We start from the raw sequence: 18,886 nt of genomic DNA, 5'->3' as shown, positions 1-18,886 counted from the left end.
GCGCATGAGAGTCGGGCGTATTCCAAAACGTACGACACGCCGAGAACGTACGAAACGCGGAAAACGTACGACACGCCGAATCCGTACGGATTGAGCGAGTCGTACGTTCTCGAGCCGCGGCGAGGTCGTCGTGTCCGGCAGGAGCCCGGGGCCGGACGGTCGGTCCCGTCCGGCTGTTCCGCAGACACGGGGCGTCACGATCGGGTGTTGCGCATGTGCTTGTGCGGGCCGACGAAGCCGATGTGCACGGCCGCGGTGCGCGGGTCGACGGTGAAGTAGATGCGAGGGGCGAGGTCGCCGCCGCCCTCGGCGATCTTGAGGTGGGCCTGCATCAGGACCGCACCCGATGCATCCACCTCGGTGGCGACCGGCAGGATCCGGGAGCGGTAGAGCTTCGGGCTGTTCATCACGGTCTGGGACTCGCGCATCGCCAGCTTCTTCGGGGTGGCGGGCCAGGACTGCGGGTGGCCCGAGGTCCTGCACCACTGGAAGAAGCCGCCCGCGAATCCATCCTCCACGGAAGCCGAGTAGGCACCGAGTGCGCTGAGGGCGCGCTCGATTGCCTTGCCCCAGGCGGTCGCCTGCGGGGCGCAGTCCAGGTCTCGCAGGCCGTGGCAGGCGTCGGGGTGGATCAGGACCCGGTCGCCGAGACTCTGGCGGGCGGTCTCGACGGCGGCCGAGCACGGGCCGACCGGCCGGCCACACCGGGCGCCGGCGGGCCGGACGGTGCTGCGGCCCTTGCCGAGCAGGCTGTGGGTGGACCGGCTGTTGCTGCGCGCGATGGTCATGGTGTGCCTTTCGGTGGTGGGCTGAGGTGCTGGGCTGGGCTGGGTTGTGGTGCTGGTGCGTTCGGGTGCTGCGGGCTGGCGGTCAGGCCGCGTCGGTCTGGGTCTGCACCTGTCCGGGGCTGATGTCGGCGATGGCGGTCTGCAGCCCCGCCGTGATGCCCTGCCAGTAGATGTCGTCCGCGCAGAGTTCGCGCATCACCTTCTCGAGCAGTTCGGTCGCCAGGAGCAGGACGTCGGCCGTCGTGTGCCACAGCAGCTGTGAGGTCTCGTCGGGTTCCGCGTGCCCTGCGAAACGCGGGTCGAGGTCCTGCGGCGGAAGTGCCTGCACGGCTGCGTCTCTCCCGAGGTGGATCGCCACGAGCGCCTGGGACAGGGCCTCGCTCTTCGGTTCGTTCTCGGGTGGCCCCGGGCTCTCGAGGCCCAGGAGGGCGAGTTCGAGTTGCAGGTCCGGCAGGTTGATCCGGCAGTCCCTGCGGTGCCCGAACGCGGCCGCCTCCGTCGACGACCCGATCGCGATCTTCGCCCTGGCGATGGCCCAGTCCGGGTTGAGTTCGGAGAGAGCCAGGTTGACCAGTTGCCCGCTCATGCCCCCGAGGACGTGCCAGGCCGAGTCGCCGCAGCCGAGCTTCATCAGCGCGGCGACGGCGATGGACTCGTCGATCAGGCGTCGGTACTGCCCGATGGCGACGGTCATCGCGAAGCTGTTGCCGGAGAACCAGTTCGGGTCGGACGGCATGATGTGGTCGCGCTCGTTGAGGACCACCTCGGTGAGGCCCGAGCACAGGATTCGCTTGATGCCGTGGGCCACGACGAGCAGTGCCTCGGCCGGGTAGTCGTCGGTGAATTCCTCGTCCGGCATCTCGTCGACGATCGCGTCGTAGAGTTCGGCGCCGGACTGGGTCAGAGGGTCGTTCATGATCACTCCCATTCACTGTGAAATTGACAGAGATATGGCCTGATGGAAATTCGTAATTGGTCAGACTTGCGTTGTTCGGCGTGCACTCCGTGTTCGCTGGCATGACGTTAGATCAATGGGTAGCCCCGCGTCAACCGTTTCTCGAGAATTGCCCGGAGTGGTCGGATCGTCGTCGTCACCGCAGGTCGTGGCGCCTTTGGTGGGAATTCTTTTCGAAATTAAAGGCTAGTTTGAAGCGACCCAGGGATATGCCTTTAAATTGCCGAGAGATCTTTCCGGGACGGAATTAACTTATCTCCAATAGCCGTGGAAATATTTCGGAGTCGTTCTTTTGGATCTGAATTAAATCGCCGGCCCTTCGGCGGTGTCCCTGGGGGGGGCGGGCAGGGGGTGGGCTCAGCCGGCGAACAGCACGGCGGCCTGCGCGGGCAGCAGGGCGTCGCCGCGGCGGCGGAAGATCTCGGCGGGTCGACCGTTGCCGGGGTTCGACCACTCCCCGGTGTTCTCGAGCGCCTTGCTGACGTGCCGCCGGAACGAGTCCTTCTGCAGGTCCCGGTCGAACACGGCCTCGTAGAGTTGGCGTAGTTCGAGCACCGTGAAGGTCTCGCCCAGAAGTCCGGCCGGATCGACCTGTGTCGCGTACCGCTCCCGCAGGTCCTCGACGGCCAGTCGCACCATGTCGGCGTGGTCGAACGCGAGGTCCTGGGCGGCCCTCCCGTGGTGAATCGGGACGAGGATGGCGTCGGCGGGGAGGTCGCCGACCGGGATGGCGGTGGCGTGCGCCATCGACAGCACCCAGCCGCGGTCGTCCCGGGCGGGATCGTCGAACATGGCCAACTGGTGGAACTGTGTGCCCGGCAGTGCGGCCTTGTCTCGCAGCGCGCGTTCGGCGGCGTCGGTGAGCAGTTCGCGCTCGTGCAGGAACGTGCCGGGCAGTGCCAGCGAGCCGAGGCGGTGCTCGACGACGAGCACCTGCAGTGCACCGGAGGAGTAGGTCAGCACGGCGACATCCACCGCCACCGACGGGCGTGGGTAATCCTCCAGGGACTTGCCGCTCGGTACTGTCGATTCGGTCACCGTTGCATCTTATCTCAATAATGATCTATTGTTAGCGCACAGTTGATCAAAGGGGACCTCATGAACGTGAAGTTGTCGACGCAGCAGGGCGATCGTGCGGCGGGGGTGCTGCTCGCCACCGCCGCCGGTGACGCGCTCGGTGCCGGGTACGAGTTCACCCACCCGGATGCCGGCGCCGCGATCGAGATGATCGGCGGCGGCCCGTTCGACTGGGCCCCGGGGGAGTGGACCGACGACACCTCGATGGCGCTCGCCATCGCCGAGGTCGCCGCCACCGGCGCGGACATCGGCCGCGGCGAGGGACTGGACGCCGTTGCGGCGCAGTTTGTTCGGTGGTTCGACTCCGATCCGGCCGACATCGGAAACCAGACCCGGGCGGTGCTCTCGCGGCGTCCGGCGGACGCCGCCGCCATGCAGGCCCGGGCCCGGGCACTGACCGGGCGCAAGGGCGGAAACGGGTCGCTCATGCGCACCGCGCCGGTCGCGCTGGCCTACCTCGGGGACGAGGCGGGCTGCGTCGATGCCGCGGCGCAGATCGCCTCGCTGACCCACGACGACCCGCAGGCCACCCAGGCCTGCCAGCTGTGGAGCCACGCGATCCGGCATGCCGTCCTGCACGGCACCTTCGACGGGGTCCGCGACTACCTCGACATCGCTCCCGCGGACGTCGCGGCGTACTGGGGTCCGCTGCTCGACCAGGCGGAGCAGGGCACGCCCGAGGACTTCGCGAACAACGGGTGGGTGGTGCACGCGCTGCAGACGGCATGGTGGGCGATCACCTCCACCGACAGCTCCGACGACCGGCACCTGCGGCGTGCCCTCGTGGCGGCGGTCCGGGCCGGCGGGGACACCGACACCACCGCCGCCATCGCGGGCGGCCTCCTCGGGGCGCGCTGGGGTGCGTCCGCGGTGCCTGCCGGCTGGCGCCGAATCCTGCACGGCTGGCCCGGATACACCGCGCCGGACCTGGAGCGACTGGCGTTCGAGACCGTCGGCGGCGGACGCGACGACAGCGACGGTGTCACCGACCTCCTGGCGCAGTCGTGACCATCATCGACGTCGTCGAAGGCGACATCACCCGGCTGCGCGTGGACGCCGTCGTCAACGCCGCCAAACCGTCTCTGCTCGGCGGCGGCGGGGTCGACGGCGCCATCCACAAGGCCGGCGGCCACGAGATCCTCGCCGCCTGCCGGCTGCTGCGCGCCACCACGCTGCCGGACGGACTCACGGTGGGCGCCGCCGTCGCCACCACCGCCGGGCGGCTCCCCTCGGGGACGGTGATCCACACCGTGGGCCCGCGGTACTCCCAGGCCGAGGACCGGTCGGCACAGTTGCGCGCCGCCTACACCCGCAGCCTGGCCGTCGCGGACGCGGTGGGCGCCCGGACGGTCGCGTTCCCGCTGATCTCGGGCGGCGCGTACGGCTGGCCGAGGGCGGACGCGGTCCGGCAGGCCGTCGCGGCGATCACCGCGGCGAAGACCGACGTCGAGGTCGTGACGCTCGTGGCGTACGACAAGGACATCGCGGCGCTGATGCGGCGGGCGGTGGAGTAGGCCTCCGCGACGGCGTATATGGGACCGGTGTGTCGGCGTGATGTGATACTTCTAAGCCGATCGAGAGTCGACTACAGGGGCAGGGGGTGCGCGGGTTGCTGACACTGCACCGCGCCGAGCGCTCCGACACCCTCGCTGCGGCGCTGGCCGAGTTGCTGGCGGATCCGCTCGCGGACCCGTTCGCACGCGAGGTGGTCGCGGTGCCGGCCAAGGGTGTCGAACGCTGGCTCACCCAACGACTTTCGATGACGCTCGGTGCGCGCGACGGCGACGGGGTGGCGGCCAACATCGAGTTCCCGTCGCCCTCCCGGCTGGTCGACGCGGCGCTGGCCGCTGCCACCGGGGTCGACGCCGACGCGGACCCGTGGCACCCCGCGCGGGTGCTGTGGACGCTGCTCGCGGTCATCGACGACAGCCTCGACGAGCCGTGGTGCGCGGTGCTGGCCCGCCACCTCGGTCACGGCGCCGACGGCGACGAGCACCGCGCCGGGCGCCGGTACGCGACCGCCGCGCACCTGGCCGGGCTCTTCCGCAGCTACGGCGCACAACGCCCCGGCATGCTCGTCGCCTGGGCGGAAGGCCACGACGTCGACGCCGCCGACGAGAAGGCCGAGCCCCTCGACGACGACCAACTCTGGCAGCCGCAGCTGTGGCGTCGGTTGCGTGAGCGGATCGGTTCGCCGAGCCCCGCCGAACGCCTCGACGGCGCGTGCGCCCGGCTGCGCGCCGAGCCGGACCTGCTGGACCTCCCCGGCCGGCTGTCGCTGTTCGGGCCCACCCGACTGAGCACCGACCAGATCGCGGTGCTGTCCGCGCTCGGTGTGAACCGTGATGTGCACCTGTGGATTCCGCACCCCAGTCCGGCCATGTGGACGGGATTGGACGGCGCCACGCCGCCGACGCTCCGGGCCGACGACGACCGCGCGCTCGCCGCCGGTCACCCGCTGCTCGCCAGCCTGGCCCGCGACGTCCGGGAGATGCAGGCCCGGCTCGCCGGACTCGACCTCGTCGACGTCCACCACCCCGCGCCGGCCCCGCCCGCCGACACCCTGCTCGGCCGGATCCAGGGGGACCTTGCCACCGACCGTCCGCCGGTGGCGTTCCCCCTCGCGGCCGACGACGCCTCGGTGCGGGTGCACGGCTGCCACGGCCCGGCCCGGCAGGTCGAGGTGCTGCGCGAGTGCCTGCTGCACCTGTTCTCCGACGACCCGACGCTCGAGCCGCGCGACGTCCTGGTGATGTGTCCCGACGTCGAGGCCTACGCCCCGCTGGTGCGGGCCGCGTTCGGTCAGGACCCTTACGGCCAGAACACCTTCGGGCATCCCGGGCACCGGCTTCGGGTCCGCCTCGCCGACCGTGCCCTGCACCAGACCAACCCGGTGCTCTCCGTCGTCTCCACGCTGCTCGACCTCGCCGACGCCAGGGTGGCCGCCAGCGCCGTGCTGGACCTCGCCGCCACCGAACCCGTCCGGCGACGCTTCCGATTCGGCGACACCGACCTGGAACGGCTGCGGGAATGGGCCGGTGCCGCCGGCGCCAGGTGGGGGATCGGGCCCCGTCAGCGCGGCGCGTTCGGGCTCGGCGACTTCAAGCAGAACACCTTCGGCACCGCGCTGGACCGGATCCTGCTCGGCGCCGCCGCGGACGAGTCCGACGCGCAGTGGCTTTCACTGGCGCTGCCGCTCGACGACGTGGAGAGCAACGACATCACCCTGGCAGGTGGGCTCGCCGAGTACATCGACCGGCTGGACGTGGCGCTGCGCGACCTCGCCGGTCCGCAGACCGCCGCGCAGTGGTCGGCCAACCTGGCCCGGGCACTGGACCTGCTCGTCGACGTGAGCCCCACCGACGCATGGCAACTCGGGCAGGCGCGACGCGAACTGGCCGGCGCCATGGAGCACAGCGCCGAGGGCGGCGACCCGACGCTGCGGCTGGCCGACGTCCGGGCCCTGTTCGCGACCCGGCTCGCCGGCCGGCCCGGCCGGACGAACTTCCGCACCGGCGAGCTGACCGTGTGCACCATGGTCCCGATGCGGTCGGTGCCGCACCGGGTGGTGGTGCTGCTCGGGCTGGACGACGAGGTGTTCCCCCGCGGCGCCGGCGTCGACGGCGACGACGTGCTGGCCCGCAGTCCCCGGCTGGGGGAACGCGACCCGCGCAGCGAGGACCGCCAGTTGCTGCTCGACGCGATCATGTCCGCGACCGAGCGGCTGCTGCTCTTCTACACCGGCAAGGACCCCGTCACCGGGTCCCACCGCGCCCCGGCGATCCCGCTCAGCGAGCTCACCGACGTCATGCAGCAGATGGCCGGCGTCGACGCGACCGAGTCGGCCGTGCGGCACGGGCACCCGCTGCAACCGTTCGACCCCCGCAACTTCGCACCCGGGGCGCCGTTCAGCTTCGACACCGCCGCGCTCGCCGGGGCCCGCGCCGCGCAACACCCCGCCGCGGCCGAAACCGCTTTCCTGCCACGGCCGCTCGACCCGCGGCCGAAACCGCCGGTAACCGTCGACCTCGCCGACCTGATCGCCTTCCTGGTGCACCCCACCCAGGCCTTCCTGCGGCAGCGACTCGGTCTGCGGGTGCCCGACCTGGACGAGGACCTCGCCGACGCCCTCGACCTCGAACTCGACCCGCTGGCGAAATGGAATGTGGGGGAACGGATGCTCGCGGCGCGGCTGGCGGGGGTGTCGGTCGAGGAGTTCCGGGACGCGGAATGGCGTCGCGGCACCCTGCCGCCCGCCCGGCTGGGCGGGCGGGTCCTCGCCGACATCGAGGGGCAGGTGCACTCGCTGTTCTCCGCGAGCCGACGGGACGGCCGGGCCACCACGGTCGACGTGGACCTCGACCTCGGCGACGGGCGCCGGCTGACCGGCACCGTCGGCGGCGTGTACGGCGCCGTCGTGGCGCGCAGCACCTTCTCCAGGCTCGCCCCGAAGCACCGGCTGCCGGCGTGGGTGAACCTGCTCGCGCTCGCCGCGTCCGGACCGTCCGCCGACGGTGAGCGGTGGCGGGCCGTCACCACCGGCCGCGGCAGGGGCCGGACGCCGGTGCAGCAGTCCACCCTGGTCGCGCCCGACGATGCCCTCGGACACCTGGTGCGCCTGGTCGCGCTGTGGGACCGCGGGCTCGACGTGCTGGCGCCGATCGCCACCGCGTCGTCCGCGGCCTACGCGGAGCTGAGGTTCCAGGGCCGGTCCGTCGAACAGGCGATGACCTTCGCGGGCAAGGAGTGGGGCGGCGACTTCGGTGACGGCAAGGACAGGCACATCGGCTACGTCTACGGGGACTCCGCACCGTTGAGCGTCCTCACCGCACGCCCGGCGCCGTCGGGCAGCCCGGAGCCGACCGTCTTCGGGATGGCGGCACGGCAACTGTGGGAGCCGCTGCTGTCCGCCGAGACGCTGGAGACGCCGTGAGCCCCACCAAGTTCGAACTGCTCGGCCCGCTGCCTACCGGCACCACCGTGCTCGAGGCCAGCGCCGGCACCGGCAAGACCTACGCCATCGTCGGCCTGGCGGCCCGCTTCGTGGCCGAGGGTCACGCCGACCTCTCCGAGCTGCTGTTGGTCACCTTCAGCCGGGCCGCGACCAAGGAACTCCGCGAACGCGCCCGCGACCGGTTCGCCACTGCTGCAACGGCTCTGGCCGACCCCGCGGTCGCGCGAGCCGGGACGGACGAGCTCGCCGCGCACCTGGCCACCGGCACGCCGGACGAGGTCGCGTCGCGTCGACGACGACTGCTGCAGGCGCTCTCGGACTTCGACGACGCCACCATCGCCACCACCCACAGCTTCTGTCAGCGGGTGCTCGACGGGCTCGGCATCGCCGGCGAGCGTGACCCCGACGCGGTGCTCGTCGAGGAGGCCGACGACCTCATCGCCGAATCCATCGGCGACCTGTACCTGCGCATGTTCGGCGCCGCCGAGACCCCCAGCCTGGACCCCGGCACCGCCCGCAAGGCCGCCCGTGCCGCCATCTTCGACCCGCAGTCCGTCCTCGCGCCGGACGGGGCGGAGGGCACCCCGGCCGGCGACGCCGTCGAGTTCGCCGCCGCGGTCCGTACGGAGATGGACGTCCGCAAACGTGCGGCGGGGCTGCGCGACTTCGACGACCTGCCGAAGCTGCTTCATCGCGTCCTCACCGACCCCGAGCACGGCGCCGCCGCCTGCGACCGGGTCCGCGGGCGGTACCGGGTGGTGCTGGTCGACGAGTTCCAGGACACCGACCCGCAGCAGTGGGGGATCCTGGGCAGCGCCTTCCACGGGCACTCGACGCTGGTGCTCGTCGGGGACCCCAAGCAGGCCATCTACGCGTTCCGCGGCGCCGAGGTGCTCGCCTACCTCGAGGCCGTCGATGTCGCGAACAGCAAGCAGGAGCTGACGGTCAACTGGCGCAGCGACTCCGGGCTGCTCGACGCGCTGGGCTACCTGCAGCACGGCGCGGCACTCGGGCACGACAAGATCGTGGTGCACGCCGTCGAGTCGGCGAAGCCGGAGTCCCGGCTGGCGGGGGAGACGCCGCTGCGGCTGCGGTACCTGCCCCGGGGCGGAGCCGGACCCGTCGGCAAGAGCGGTTTCCCCTCCGTCGGTCCGCTGCGCTCCCGGGTCGCCGCGGACCTGGCCGCCGACATCGTCGCGCTGCTGGGCCGAGGTGCGCCCCTCGCGGTGGAGGGCGGTCCCCGGCCGGTCGCGCCGGGGGACATCGCGGTGCTCGCGGGCACCCACGCCCAGATCACCCTGGTCCACGACGCCCTGGACCGGGCCGGGGTGCCGTCGGTGCTGGCCGGCGGGCTGAGCGTGTTCGTCACCCCCGCGGCGCAGCACTGGCTGTGGCTGCTGCACGCGCTCGAACAGCCGCACCGTGCGGACCGGGTGCGTCTGGCCGCGCTCACCCCGCTGGTCGGGCGCACGGTGGCCGAGTTCGACGCCTTTTCCGACACTCGCGGTGACGACGTGGTCGCCGAGGTCGGCGGGAAGCTGCGGGAGCTCGCGCAGGTGTTCACGCACTCCGGCTTCGCGGCGCTGTTCGAGCGGCTCTCCGGGTGGTGGGAACTCGAGAAGAGGCTGCTGTCCAGGCAGGGCGGCGAACGCGAACTGACGGACCTGCGGCACGTCGGGCAGTTGCTCAACGCCGCCGCGGTCGAGGAGAACCTCGGGCTGACCGCGCTGACCCGCTGGCTCACCGACCGGATGCGCGACCCCAAGTCGGGTGGCGTCGACCGCAGCCGTCGACTCGACAGCGATGCCGCTGCCGTGCAGATCTGCACCGTGCACGCCAGCAAGGGCCTCGAGTACCCCGTCGTCTACGTGCCGTTCGGCTGGGACGCGGCGAAGCGGCCGAACCCGGACACCCTGCTGCTGCACGACCGGGACGGCCGCCGGATCCTCGACGTCGGCGGCGAGGACAGCGACGGCTACCGCGACCGCAAACGGGTCCACGACGAGGAGGAGTCCGGCGAGTCGCTGCGGCTGCTGTACGTCGCGATGACCCGGGCCAAGTGCCAGCTGGTGCTGTGGTGGGCGCCGGCCTACTCCACCGGCGGGGCGCCGCTGCACCGAATGCTGATGGGCCGCAAGCCCGGTGAGCTCGAGGTGCCGCAGCGGGTCAGCATCCCGGCCGACCCGGTGATCGCCGACGAGCTCGGCCGGTGGGCGGCCGGGGCGCCGGTGCTGTCGACGGGTGCCGGTGCGGTCGCGGTCGAGGCCGTCGGCGCCGACCCGATCCCCGACGCGTCGTGGACCCCGCCGCGCGGCGAGCCCGGGAACCTGGACGCGGCCCGGTTCGAGCGGGTCCTAGACGACCGCTGGCGCCGCACCTCGTACAGCGCGCTGACCGCCGCCGCGCACGATGCGCCCGGTGCCGGAAGCGAACCGGAGGAGACCGAGACCGTCGACGAGCCGGACACGCCGCCGCTGGTGCTCGCGGGCGACGCCGAGACGGCGGGGATCGCGTCGACGATGAACGACCTGCCCGGCGGCGCGGTGTTCGGCACCCTCGTGCACGCGGTCCTCGAGATCGTCGACACCGGCGCGTCCGACCTGGCCGCCGAACTGTTGCGTTGCTGCCGGGAGGCCGTGGCGGCGGAGCTGTCCGCGGTGGATCCCGGCAAGCTGGCCGACGCGTTGCTGCCGGTGCTGCGGACCCCGCTCGGTGACGGGGCCGGGCTCACCCTCGCGGACCTGTCGCCGCGGGACCGGTTGCCGGAACTCGAGTTCGAGCTGCCGCTGGCCGGCGGCGAGGACGCCCAGCCGGGGATCACCCTCGACGGACTCGCGACGCTGCTGCGCACCCACCTGCCCGCCGGCGACGCGCTGCACGAGTACGCGGACCACCTGCTGACGCTGGACCGGCCGGAGCTGCGGGGGTTCCTCACCGGCAGCATCGACGCGGTACTCCGGCTCGGGGACGCGTCGGGCCGGCAGCGCTACGTGGTGGTGGACTACAAGACCAACCGGCTGGCGCAGGGGGATCACCTGACCACCGCGCACTACACCCGCGACGCGATGGCCGCGGAGATGATGCGCGCGCACTACCCGCTGCAGGCGCTGCTGTATTCGGTTGCGCTGCACCGGTACCTGCGGTGGCGGCTGCCCGGCTACGACCCCGCCGTGCACCTGGGCGGCACCCAGTACCTGTTCGTGCGCGGCATGGTCGGCCCCGACACCCCGCCCGGCTGCGGGGTCTTCGACTGGACCCCGCCGCCGGCGCTGGTCACCGGGCTGTCCGACCTGCTGGCCGGCATCGGGACGGCCCCGACCGACAGAGGGGTGACGGCGTGACCGACGCACGGGTGGCGCAGCGCGGCAAGGGCCTGCTGCGGGCGTTCAACGACGCGAAGATGCTCTCCGCCGCGGACGTGCACGTGGCGCTGCGGCTGGCCGCTCTCGCCGGGGAACACGACGAATCGGTGCTGCTGGCGACGGCGCTGGCGGTGCGTGCGGTGCGCTCCGGGTCGGTGTGCCTGGAGCTGAACAAGATTCGCGACTTCCCGGTCGAGGAGATCTGGACCGGCGACGACGCGGACGAGGCCGCCGAGCCGATCGACACCGCGACGCTGCCGTGGCCTGACGAGACCGCCGTCGCCGCGGGGCTGCGCGCCAGCCCGCTGGTGCGCGGAGGTCCGAACGGCCCGCTGCGGCCGCTGCGCCTGGTCGAGTCCCCGGACGGTGAGCTGCTGTACCTGGACCGGTACTTCCGGCAGGAGCAGACGGTCCGGAGACTGCTCGACGAGCGGGCGCAGACCCATCCCGACGTCGACGAGGTCCGGCTGCGCGAGGATCTGGACGCGCTGTTCCGGGACAAGGACGGTGCGCCGACCCGGGCCCCGGACCGCCAGCGTCTCGCGGCGGCCGTCGCGGCGACGCATCGCACCTCGGTGCTGGCCGGCGGGCCGGGCACCGGCAAGACGCACACCGTCGCGCGGGTGCTGGCGCTGCTGGCGGGCCAGTCGGGGGAGCGGCTGCGGGTGGGGCTGGCGGCGCCGACCGGCAAGGCCGCGGCCCGGCTGCAGGAGTCGGTGGCCGCGCAGGCCGCGTCCATGGACCTGAAGACGGATCTGGCGGCCATGACGCTGCACCGGATGCTCGGCTGGCGGCCCGGAGGCAAGTACCGGTACAACGCGGGCAACCACCTGCCGTACGACGTGATCGTGGTGGACGAGACGTCAATGGTCTCGCTGACCATGATGTGCCGGCTGCTCGAGGCGGTGCGCCCGGACACCCGGCTGGTACTGGTCGGCGACCCGGACCAGCTGGCCTCCGTCGACGCCGGCGCGGTGCTCGCGGACCTGGTGGCCCGCCCGGCGACCGGCGCCGAGAACCCGGTACTGGCGCGGGCGGTGGGCGCGGACCTGGACGCGCCGGGCAACGACGACGAGCCGGCACTGAGCGCGGCGGAGCGGGACCGGTTGCGCGGCGGCGTGGTCCGGCTCAGCCGCGGTCGACGGTTCAACGAGACGATCGGCGCCCTGGCGGACGCGGTGCGGGACGGACGCGAGGACGACGTGATCGCCATCCTGCGGGCCGGGGGCGACGCCGTCTCGTTCGTCGGACCGGACGACTGGGACGCGGTGCGCGGTGACGTCGTCGCCACCTCGGCGGCGGTGACCGCGGCGGCGCTGGCCGGCGACGCGAAGGACGCGCTCGAGCACGCGGAGTCGCACCGGCTGCTGTGCGCGCACCGCGGCGGCGAGTTCGGCGTGAGCTGGTGGGCCCGGCGGTCGATGGAGTGGGTGTCCGAGGCGTCGGGACACGCGCTGGACCCGAGCCGCTGGTACCCGGGGCAGCCGCTGCTGGTGACCGCGAACGACCACGACACCAAGATCTACAACGGCGACACCGGCGTCGTGGTGCGGCGCGGGGACGGGGAACTGGTGGCGGCGTTCGCCCGCGGCGAGGAGCCGTTCCTGCTGCACCCGAGCCGGCTGGCGGCCGTGCAGACCGTGTACGCCATGACGATTCACCGCAGCCAGGGCAGCCAGTACGACACGGTGTCCGTGGTGGTGCCGGGTGAGGCGTCGTCGCTGCTGACCCGGGAGCTGCTCTACACCGCGATCACCCGGGCGCAGAACCACGTCCGGATCATCGGGACGGAGGAGTCGGTGCGGGCCGGGGTGCGCAAGCAGGTCCTCCGGGCGAGCGGGCTGCAGTTGGCGGAGGTCATCCCGGTCTGACGTCTTTTTGCTCCGAGGGGGCCGGCGGGCGTCTACACCGGGTCGTCGAAGAGGGTGGCCTCCGGCGCGGCGTGGCCGGGACCGGTCGCGTCCTTTGCGGCGTCGGCCTCCTCGTCGTCGAACAGTTCCATCTGCCCGGGTACCTGCGGATGCGAGGGCGGCCCGGCCGGGGCGGGCAGTGCGACGAGGCGAAGCGCGGCGCGCAGGGACTCCAGGGTCGCCGCCCAGGCGTTTGCCTCGTGTTCGCACGCCGCGACGTCCGCCACCTCGCCGTCGGCGCGCGCGGCGTCCGCGGAGTCGACCCACTCGATCTGCTGCTCGGATGTGATGCGCATGAAGTCGAGGATGGTGTCGCGGTCGCGTCCGCAGATCTCGGCGACCGACGCCGCGTCCAGGGTGCCGGCGCCGTTCGGGTCCAGCTGCATCAACGTGAGCAGGGCCGGCGGGAGCGGCTCCGGCGCTTCTGCCTCCGCTTCGTCGGCGCCCTCGTCGTCGAGGTAGGTGTCGAAGTCGCTGTCGTCGCCGGCGGACGTGTTCGGTGAGTCGTCGTCGGAGTCGTTGCAGCCGAACAGGACACCGTCGAAACGGTCCGCGAACTGCTCGTCGAAGTTCTCGAGGAATCCGGTCAGCCGAGTGAGCATGTCGCGCAGGTGTTCCGGGACGAAGGGGGACGCGACGATGTCGATGGTCGCGTTCACCTGGTCCTCGCGGAGCACCACCTTGACGTAGGGCGCGCAGGCGTTGAGGTCCCCGATGAGTTCCGAGGTGCGGGTGCGCCCGCTGATCCGGGAGAGCAGCGGCACCCAGATCCGCAGGATCCGGTCCTGTGCGCGCGGGATCAGGAAGACCAGCCGGGACCCGATCCGGATCACGTAGTCGCCGTCCTCGTCGAGGGTGGGCGGGTTGCCGGTCAGGTCCTCCGCCACCGAGGACACGATCTCGCGCAGATGCGCGTCGTCGCGCGGGACGACGGCCGTCATCGGGTCGTGGTAGCCCGGCTGCTGGACCGTCTCGTCGGCGGAGATGAACGCCAGCGTGGCGGGCCTGCCCGTCGTCTGGGCGGCGAGGAAGCCCGGGTGCGGCACGTCCCACACCTCGCGAAGGACGGTCACCGAGCGGGCGGCCCAGTCGTCCAGCTCGTCCGCGGGCAGGCCGGTGTAGTGGGGGTCCGTCGCCGCGTCGAGCGGCGGCTGCCAGCCCAGGTCGGCGAGCAGGGCCTCGCCGTCCGCCGTCATCGTGAGCAGTGCGCCGTGACCGCTGTTGTGGGGCACCTCGCAGGCGAGGAACCCGTCGCCCCGGCCCAGGAAGTCCAGGTACGCGGGGTTGTCCGCGATCGCGCCCGCCGGCGTCAGCACCAGGCGGTCGCCGTCGCGCATCTCCCGGAGGTGTGTCGCGAGGCTGGTCGCGAAGTAGGTCCACGCGTGTTCGACGGTCTGGTCGAAACCCTTGAATTCAGACATGGTCTCCACCTCATTCTGATCCCCGATGGCCCAGTGCATTCGGCGCCGCCAGCGTCACGTGTTGTGACCAGAACACGTTAGCGCGCAGTGCCGACACGGTGGGGCAGAGTGGACCGGCGATTGGAGCGTGCCTCGAGTCGCCGGACGTCACCCGGCTCGGCAGGGACGGTGACGACTTCGTGGCACGACGGTGGCGCCGCGGCCGACTGGCCGTGACACTGGACCGCTTCGGTCGAGGCATGAAGAAGAGTCCTCGTGCCCGACAACTCGTTCCGCTGCTCGCGGTGGCGGCGCTGTCCGCCGCCTGCGCCGCCACCGAGGGCGCCGTCGCGGTCGTGGCGCCGCTGCCGGCCGCCGCGCATCCAGGGGAGACCGGCCGGATCGCCGACGGCGACCGCGTCACTCCGTTCGACGTGCAGGTGCCCGCCGTCGGTCGCCTCGATCCCGCATTGCTGACGGCGATCCAGGCGGCCGCGCGGGAGGCCCGGGACGACGGGGTGAGCCTGCTGGTGACCTCGGGCTGGCGTTCCGTCGACTACCAGCGTCAACTGCTCGACGACGCCGTGTCCGTCTACGGCAGCCTCGACGTCGCGCGGCGTCTCGTCAGCACGCCCGAGCTCTCCCGGCACGTCGCGGGCACCGCCGTCGACATCGGCCCGACTGCGGCCGCCGACTGGATGATCCGCTACGGCGCCACGCACGGGTTGTGCCAGGTGTACGCCAACGAGATGTGGCACTTCGAACTGATCGGGTCCGCAGACGGCGGCTGCCCGGAGCARCTGCCCGACGCCTCGGCCGGGTGACGCGTGCGACAGCCGTGTCACGACATCGTGACAATCCGTGTCCGGGGTGGCGCGCTGTTGCGGCGGCGTCGTGACAGGGCGTCGGCAGCCTCGGTGGCATGAACATTCTCAACCGCCGTGTCCGGGTCCGGCCCCAGCGGCTGTCGGCCGCGTTCGCGCTGGGCGTCGCCGGCCTTCTCGTATTCGGGCTCGCCGTCCGCACCACCGGGGGACAGGTGGTCGACCAGGCCCTGATGGTCCGCGCGTCCGCCTCGTCGGCCTCCGGGTTCTCCGCCGTGTTCGTGGGGATGATCGTCCCGTTCCTGCTCGTCGGTGGCGTGCTCGTCGTGCTGCTGGTGATGATGGAGGAGCAACCGGTGCGGCTGGCCGCGCGGGTGGCGGTGGTCACCTGCGGACCGATCGTGACGGCCTGGTGGCTCAAACGATCGCTGGACCGGCCGAGCCTGGACGGGCTGGTGATGCACAACTCGTTCCCCAGCGGCACCCTCACCGCGGTCGCCGCCGTGGGCTGCACGGCGGTGCTGGTGACGCCGCGGCGGTGGCGGCCGGTGGTGCTGGTGAACACGGCGCTGCTCACGATGGGTACCGCCGTGACGGTGGTGGTGCTGCGCTGGCACCGGCCGAGCGACGCCCTGGGGGCGTTGCTGATCGTCGGCTGCTTCACGCTGATCGCGTCCGCGGTCACCACCACCGATGCGTCCGACAGCGCTCCCGAGCCGCTCAGCCCGCTGTCCGATCCCCGCCAGGAACGGCTGACCGTCGACGGCCGGTGGTGAGCGTGGCGGGGGTTCGGTGCGTGGGCGGCGGTAGCATCGTGACCAGCGGCAGGAGCGCACTCGACGAAGGTGGCCGACACGTGGCAAGCATTCTCCTCATCGAGGACGACCCGGCCGTGGCCGAGGCCATGCGGCTCGGGCTGAGCAGGCTGGGGCATCACGTCCGGCACCTGGCGGACGGCAACACCGACCTGTCGGCGGAGATCGCCGAGACCGACCTGATCCTGCTCGACCTCGGGTTGCCCGGCGCCGACGGCTACGAGATCTGCCGCCGGGTGCGTGCGATGAGTGCGGTGCCGATCGTGATCCTGACCGCCCGCTCCGACGACGTCGACACCGTCGCCGGCCTGGAGGCGGGTGCCGACGACTACGTGGTGAAGCCGGTGACGCCGCGGGTACTCGACGCCCGGATCAAGGCGGTGCTCCGGCGCACCGTCGTCGCGGCGCCCGCCCCGTCGCCGACGGCCGCACCGCCCGCTCCCGCGCCCGCCGCCGCGAGCGGTGCGGTCCTCGACATCGACCGGCGGTCGCTGCGGGTGCGCCGCAACGGCGTCCCGATCGCCCTCACCCCGACCGAGATCCGGCTGCTGCTGGTGCTGTCGGAGAATCCCGGGCAGGTGCTCAGCCGCCGGCAGTTGCTCGCGTCGGCGTGGGACCAGGACTACCTCGGCGACTCCCGGCTGGTGGACGCGGCGATCCAGCGGCTGCGTGCGAAGGTCGAGGACGACCCTTCCGAGCCTCGGATCGTCGAGACCGTCCGCGGGTTCGGTTACCGATTCGTGCCGTCCCCGTGAGATTCGGGCTCGGCGGACTCAAGGCCCGCTTCGTCCTGGTGTTCGTGGTCGCGGTGGCCGTGGTGGCGGGGTCGACGGCGGTCGCGTTGGCGATCGCCGCGCGATCGTGGGTGTACACGAATGCGCAGGACGTGGCGATCGCCGAGTTCCGGGACGACATGGCCCCCCTGTACGGCGCGCAGGTGGACACCACGGACCCGGCCGGGCTGGAACGGTTCGTCCCGGGCGACGTCACCGCAGTGGTGGACGGGCAGGTGGTGCGCCGGGGTTCGGTCGATCCCTCGCAGATCAGCGCGAGCTTCGCCGCGGGACTCGACTCGGTGCGGCTGGTGCGGTTCCAGCGGCTCGACTCCCAGCGGATCCTGCTGGGCATGTCGTTCGAGGTGGCGAACACCGCGTACCCCGGGGCGGGGCCGGAGCGGGAACTGGTGAAGGCGTACGCGATTCGGCCGCTCGTCGGGGTGCAGGAGAAGTTCGACAGCCTGATCCGGATCGTCGCGGTGACCCTGACGGCCGGGATGGTGATCTGCGGGCTGCTCGGCTGGTGGATCGCCTCGACGCTGGTGCGGCCGCTGCGCCGGCTCGACGACGCCGCCGCGCAGGCCGCCGCGGGTGACCTGGACGTGCGGCTGCCGGAGGTGGGCGTCACGGAGCTGGCCCGGGTGACCGAGACGTTCAACGAGATGATGCGCCAACACGGTTCGGCGATCACGCGGCTGACGGCGTCGGAGTCGCAGTCGCGCCGGTTCGTCGCGGACGTCTCCCACGAGCTGCGGACCCCGTTGGCGGCGCTGGTGCCGGTGGGGGAGATCCTCCGCGAGGAGGCGGACCGGCTGCCCGCGGACACCGGCGCGGCTGCCCGGATCGTCGGCGAGGAGATCGACAAGCTGGCGCGGCTGGTCGAGGACCTGATCGAGATGTCGCGGCACGATGTGGGCCGGGCGCGGCTGGACCTGGCGGACGTGGACCTGACGGAGCTGGTGCGCGGCACGCTGACCGCGCGGGGCTGGGAGGACCGGGTCCCGGTGTCGGCGTCCGTGCCGGTGCCGGTGCGAGGGGACGCGCGCCGGCTGGAGGTCGTGGTCGCGAACCTGGTCGGGAACGCCCTACGGCACGGCGCCGACCCCGTCGAGGTGCGCGTGCGGCGGGAGGCCGACGAGGCGGTGGTCGAGGTGCGTGACCACGGGGCYGGGGTGCCGGAGGAGCACCGGGCGGAGATCTTCGAGCGGTTCTTCAAGGTGGACACCGCGCGTGGGCGCAGCGAGGGCAGCGGGCTCGGGCTGTCGCTGGCGCTGGAGAACGCGCGGCTGCACCGCGGGACGATCGACGTCCGGCGGGTGGCCGACGTCACCGTGTTCACGCTGCGGCTGCCGCTCGATTCTCCGACGGGGCGTGATGTGACGAGCGGGCCGCGCGACCGGTGACCCGCTTGGGATCCCGGTCGCGCGTGGCCGTTGCTACTTGCTGGGGTTCACCGCGGTGATGTCGAGGTGGCCGTCGTCGGTGTCGCCGCAGTCGCAGTCACAGTCGTCGCCGCAGCCCCCGCAGCCGCCGGCGTAGGAGTCGTCCTCGGTGTCGCAGTCGAGGGTGCCGCCGAACCGCTCCGCGAGCTCGTCGTCGAGGTCGTGGGTGAGCTCGTGCATCTCGTCGACCAGGTTGATCAGGTGCTGCGGGGCGAACGGCTCGGCGTCGAGGATCGTCGAGACCAGCAGGTGGTCGTCGCTGAACACGAAGCGCAGGCGCGGCCACTCGAGCGCGAGGTCGGTGAGCGCCTCCGCGGCGCGTGCCCGGTCACCGAGGCCGGTGAGGATGGAGGACCACACGTGCAGCTGCGGGCCGTCGTCCGCGACCGTCACGTACACCACGAAGCCGTGGACCGGGATCGCGATGTCGCCGTCCTCGTCGACGTCCGGCTCGCTGCCCAGCAGCTCGGCCAGGGTCCGCAGGCACAGGGCGTGCAGCTGGTCGTGTCCGTCGGTGGCCACCGCGAGCTCGCCGTCGATGCGCAGCAGCTGGTCCTGGGAGTCGAGCTCGGTCATGGTTCCC

General features: G+C 72.3%; 14 protein-coding genes. 9 read left to right on the top strand and 5 right to left on the bottom strand.

Annotated elements, in window-relative coordinates; translation table 11 throughout:
• Positions 1-194 precede the first annotated feature (194 nt).
• The 3 genes from AC1DU4_RS07585 to AC1DU4_RS07575 all read right to left on the bottom strand — a co-directional run bounded on the left by AC1DU4_RS07585 (position 195) and on the right by AC1DU4_RS07575 (position 2,781).
• Complete coding sequence (locus tag AC1DU4_RS07585) at positions 195-788, bottom strand: hypothetical protein (RefSeq protein WP_477838541.1); 594 nt, start codon at positions 786-788, stop codon at positions 195-197.
• A gap of 82 nt (positions 789-870) precedes the next feature.
• Positions 871-1,704, bottom strand: a complete 834-nt coding sequence (locus tag AC1DU4_RS07580; protein WP_477838540.1) for a hypothetical protein — start codon at positions 1,702-1,704, stop codon at positions 871-873.
• A gap of 396 nt (positions 1,705-2,100) precedes the next feature.
• Positions 2,101-2,781: an NUDIX hydrolase gene (locus tag AC1DU4_RS07575; protein WP_477838538.1), complete on the bottom strand. Its 681-nt coding sequence runs from the start codon at positions 2,779-2,781 to the stop codon at positions 2,101-2,103.
• Between the two features lie 60 nt (positions 2,782-2,841).
• On the opposite strand from AC1DU4_RS07575, the gene AC1DU4_RS07570 reads away from it, so the two are divergent.
• The 5 genes from AC1DU4_RS07570 to recD all read left to right on the top strand — a co-directional run bounded on the left by AC1DU4_RS07570 (position 2,842) and on the right by recD (position 13,007).
• Entirely contained in the window at positions 2,842-3,828 is a 987-nt protein-coding gene (locus AC1DU4_RS07570) for an ADP-ribosylglycohydrolase family protein (RefSeq protein ID WP_477838536.1), read from the top strand.
• Positions 3,825-4,334: an O-acetyl-ADP-ribose deacetylase gene (locus tag AC1DU4_RS07565; protein WP_477838534.1), complete on the top strand. Its 510-nt coding sequence runs from the start codon at positions 3,825-3,827 to the stop codon at positions 4,332-4,334. Before AC1DU4_RS07570 ends, AC1DU4_RS07565 begins: the two co-directional genes overlap by 4 nt.
• A 95-nt stretch (positions 4,335-4,429) precedes the next feature.
• Complete coding sequence (gene recC / locus AC1DU4_RS07560) at positions 4,430-7,753, top strand: exodeoxyribonuclease V subunit gamma (RefSeq protein WP_477838532.1); 3,324 nt, start codon at positions 4,430-4,432, stop codon at positions 7,751-7,753.
• Positions 7,711-11,115: a UvrD-helicase domain-containing protein gene (locus AC1DU4_RS07555; RefSeq protein ID WP_477838530.1), complete on the top strand. Its 3,405-nt coding sequence runs from the start codon at positions 7,711-7,713 to the stop codon at positions 11,113-11,115. The genes recC and AC1DU4_RS07555 overlap by 43 nt, the downstream gene beginning before the upstream one ends.
• Complete coding sequence (recD, locus tag AC1DU4_RS07550; protein ID WP_477838528.1) at positions 11,112-13,007, top strand: exodeoxyribonuclease V subunit alpha; 1,896 nt, start codon at positions 11,112-11,114, stop codon at positions 13,005-13,007. The genes AC1DU4_RS07555 and recD overlap by 4 nt, the downstream gene beginning before the upstream one ends.
• Before the next feature lie 32 nt (positions 13,008-13,039).
• Here recD and AC1DU4_RS07545 read toward each other — a convergent pair whose 3' ends face one another.
• On the bottom strand, positions 13,040-14,467 hold the full coding sequence (locus tag AC1DU4_RS07545) for a T3SS (YopN, CesT) and YbjN peptide-binding chaperone 1 (protein ID WP_477838526.1): 1,428 nt from the start codon (positions 14,465-14,467) through the stop codon (positions 13,040-13,042).
• A gap of 239 nt (positions 14,468-14,706) precedes the next feature.
• On the opposite strand from AC1DU4_RS07545, the gene AC1DU4_RS07540 reads away from it, so the two are divergent.
• From AC1DU4_RS07540 to AC1DU4_RS07525, 4 genes are all read left to right on the top strand, one after another.
• Complete coding sequence (locus tag AC1DU4_RS07540) at positions 14,707-15,270, top strand: M15 family metallopeptidase (RefSeq protein WP_477838524.1); 564 nt, start codon at positions 14,707-14,709, stop codon at positions 15,268-15,270.
• 98 nt (positions 15,271-15,368) lie between these two features.
• Positions 15,369-16,046, top strand: a complete 678-nt coding sequence (locus AC1DU4_RS07535) for a phosphatase PAP2 family protein (protein ID WP_477838522.1) — start codon at positions 15,369-15,371, stop codon at positions 16,044-16,046.
• Between the two features lie 80 nt (positions 16,047-16,126).
• Entirely contained in the window at positions 16,127-16,840 is a 714-nt protein-coding gene (locus AC1DU4_RS07530; RefSeq protein ID WP_477838520.1) for a response regulator transcription factor, read from the top strand.
• Entirely contained in the window at positions 16,837-18,264 is a 1,428-nt protein-coding gene (locus AC1DU4_RS07525) for a sensor histidine kinase (protein WP_477838518.1), read from the top strand. Before AC1DU4_RS07530 ends, AC1DU4_RS07525 begins: the two co-directional genes overlap by 4 nt.
• A 33-nt stretch (positions 18,265-18,297) precedes the next feature.
• Here the strand turns inward: AC1DU4_RS07525 and AC1DU4_RS07520 are convergent, their stop codons facing one another.
• Positions 18,298-18,879 (bottom strand): T3SS (YopN, CesT) and YbjN peptide-binding chaperone 1, encoded by a 582-nt coding sequence (locus tag AC1DU4_RS07520; protein ID WP_477838516.1) that lies wholly within the window; start codon positions 18,877-18,879, stop codon positions 18,298-18,300.
• Between the last annotated feature and the right edge of the window lie 7 nt (positions 18,880-18,886).

The sequence above is a fragment of the Rhodococcus sp. P4_F5 genome (assembly GCF_056401315.1).
The sequence above is the reverse complement of the archived record's forward strand: the minus strand, read 5'-3'. Positions and strand labels throughout refer to the sequence as shown.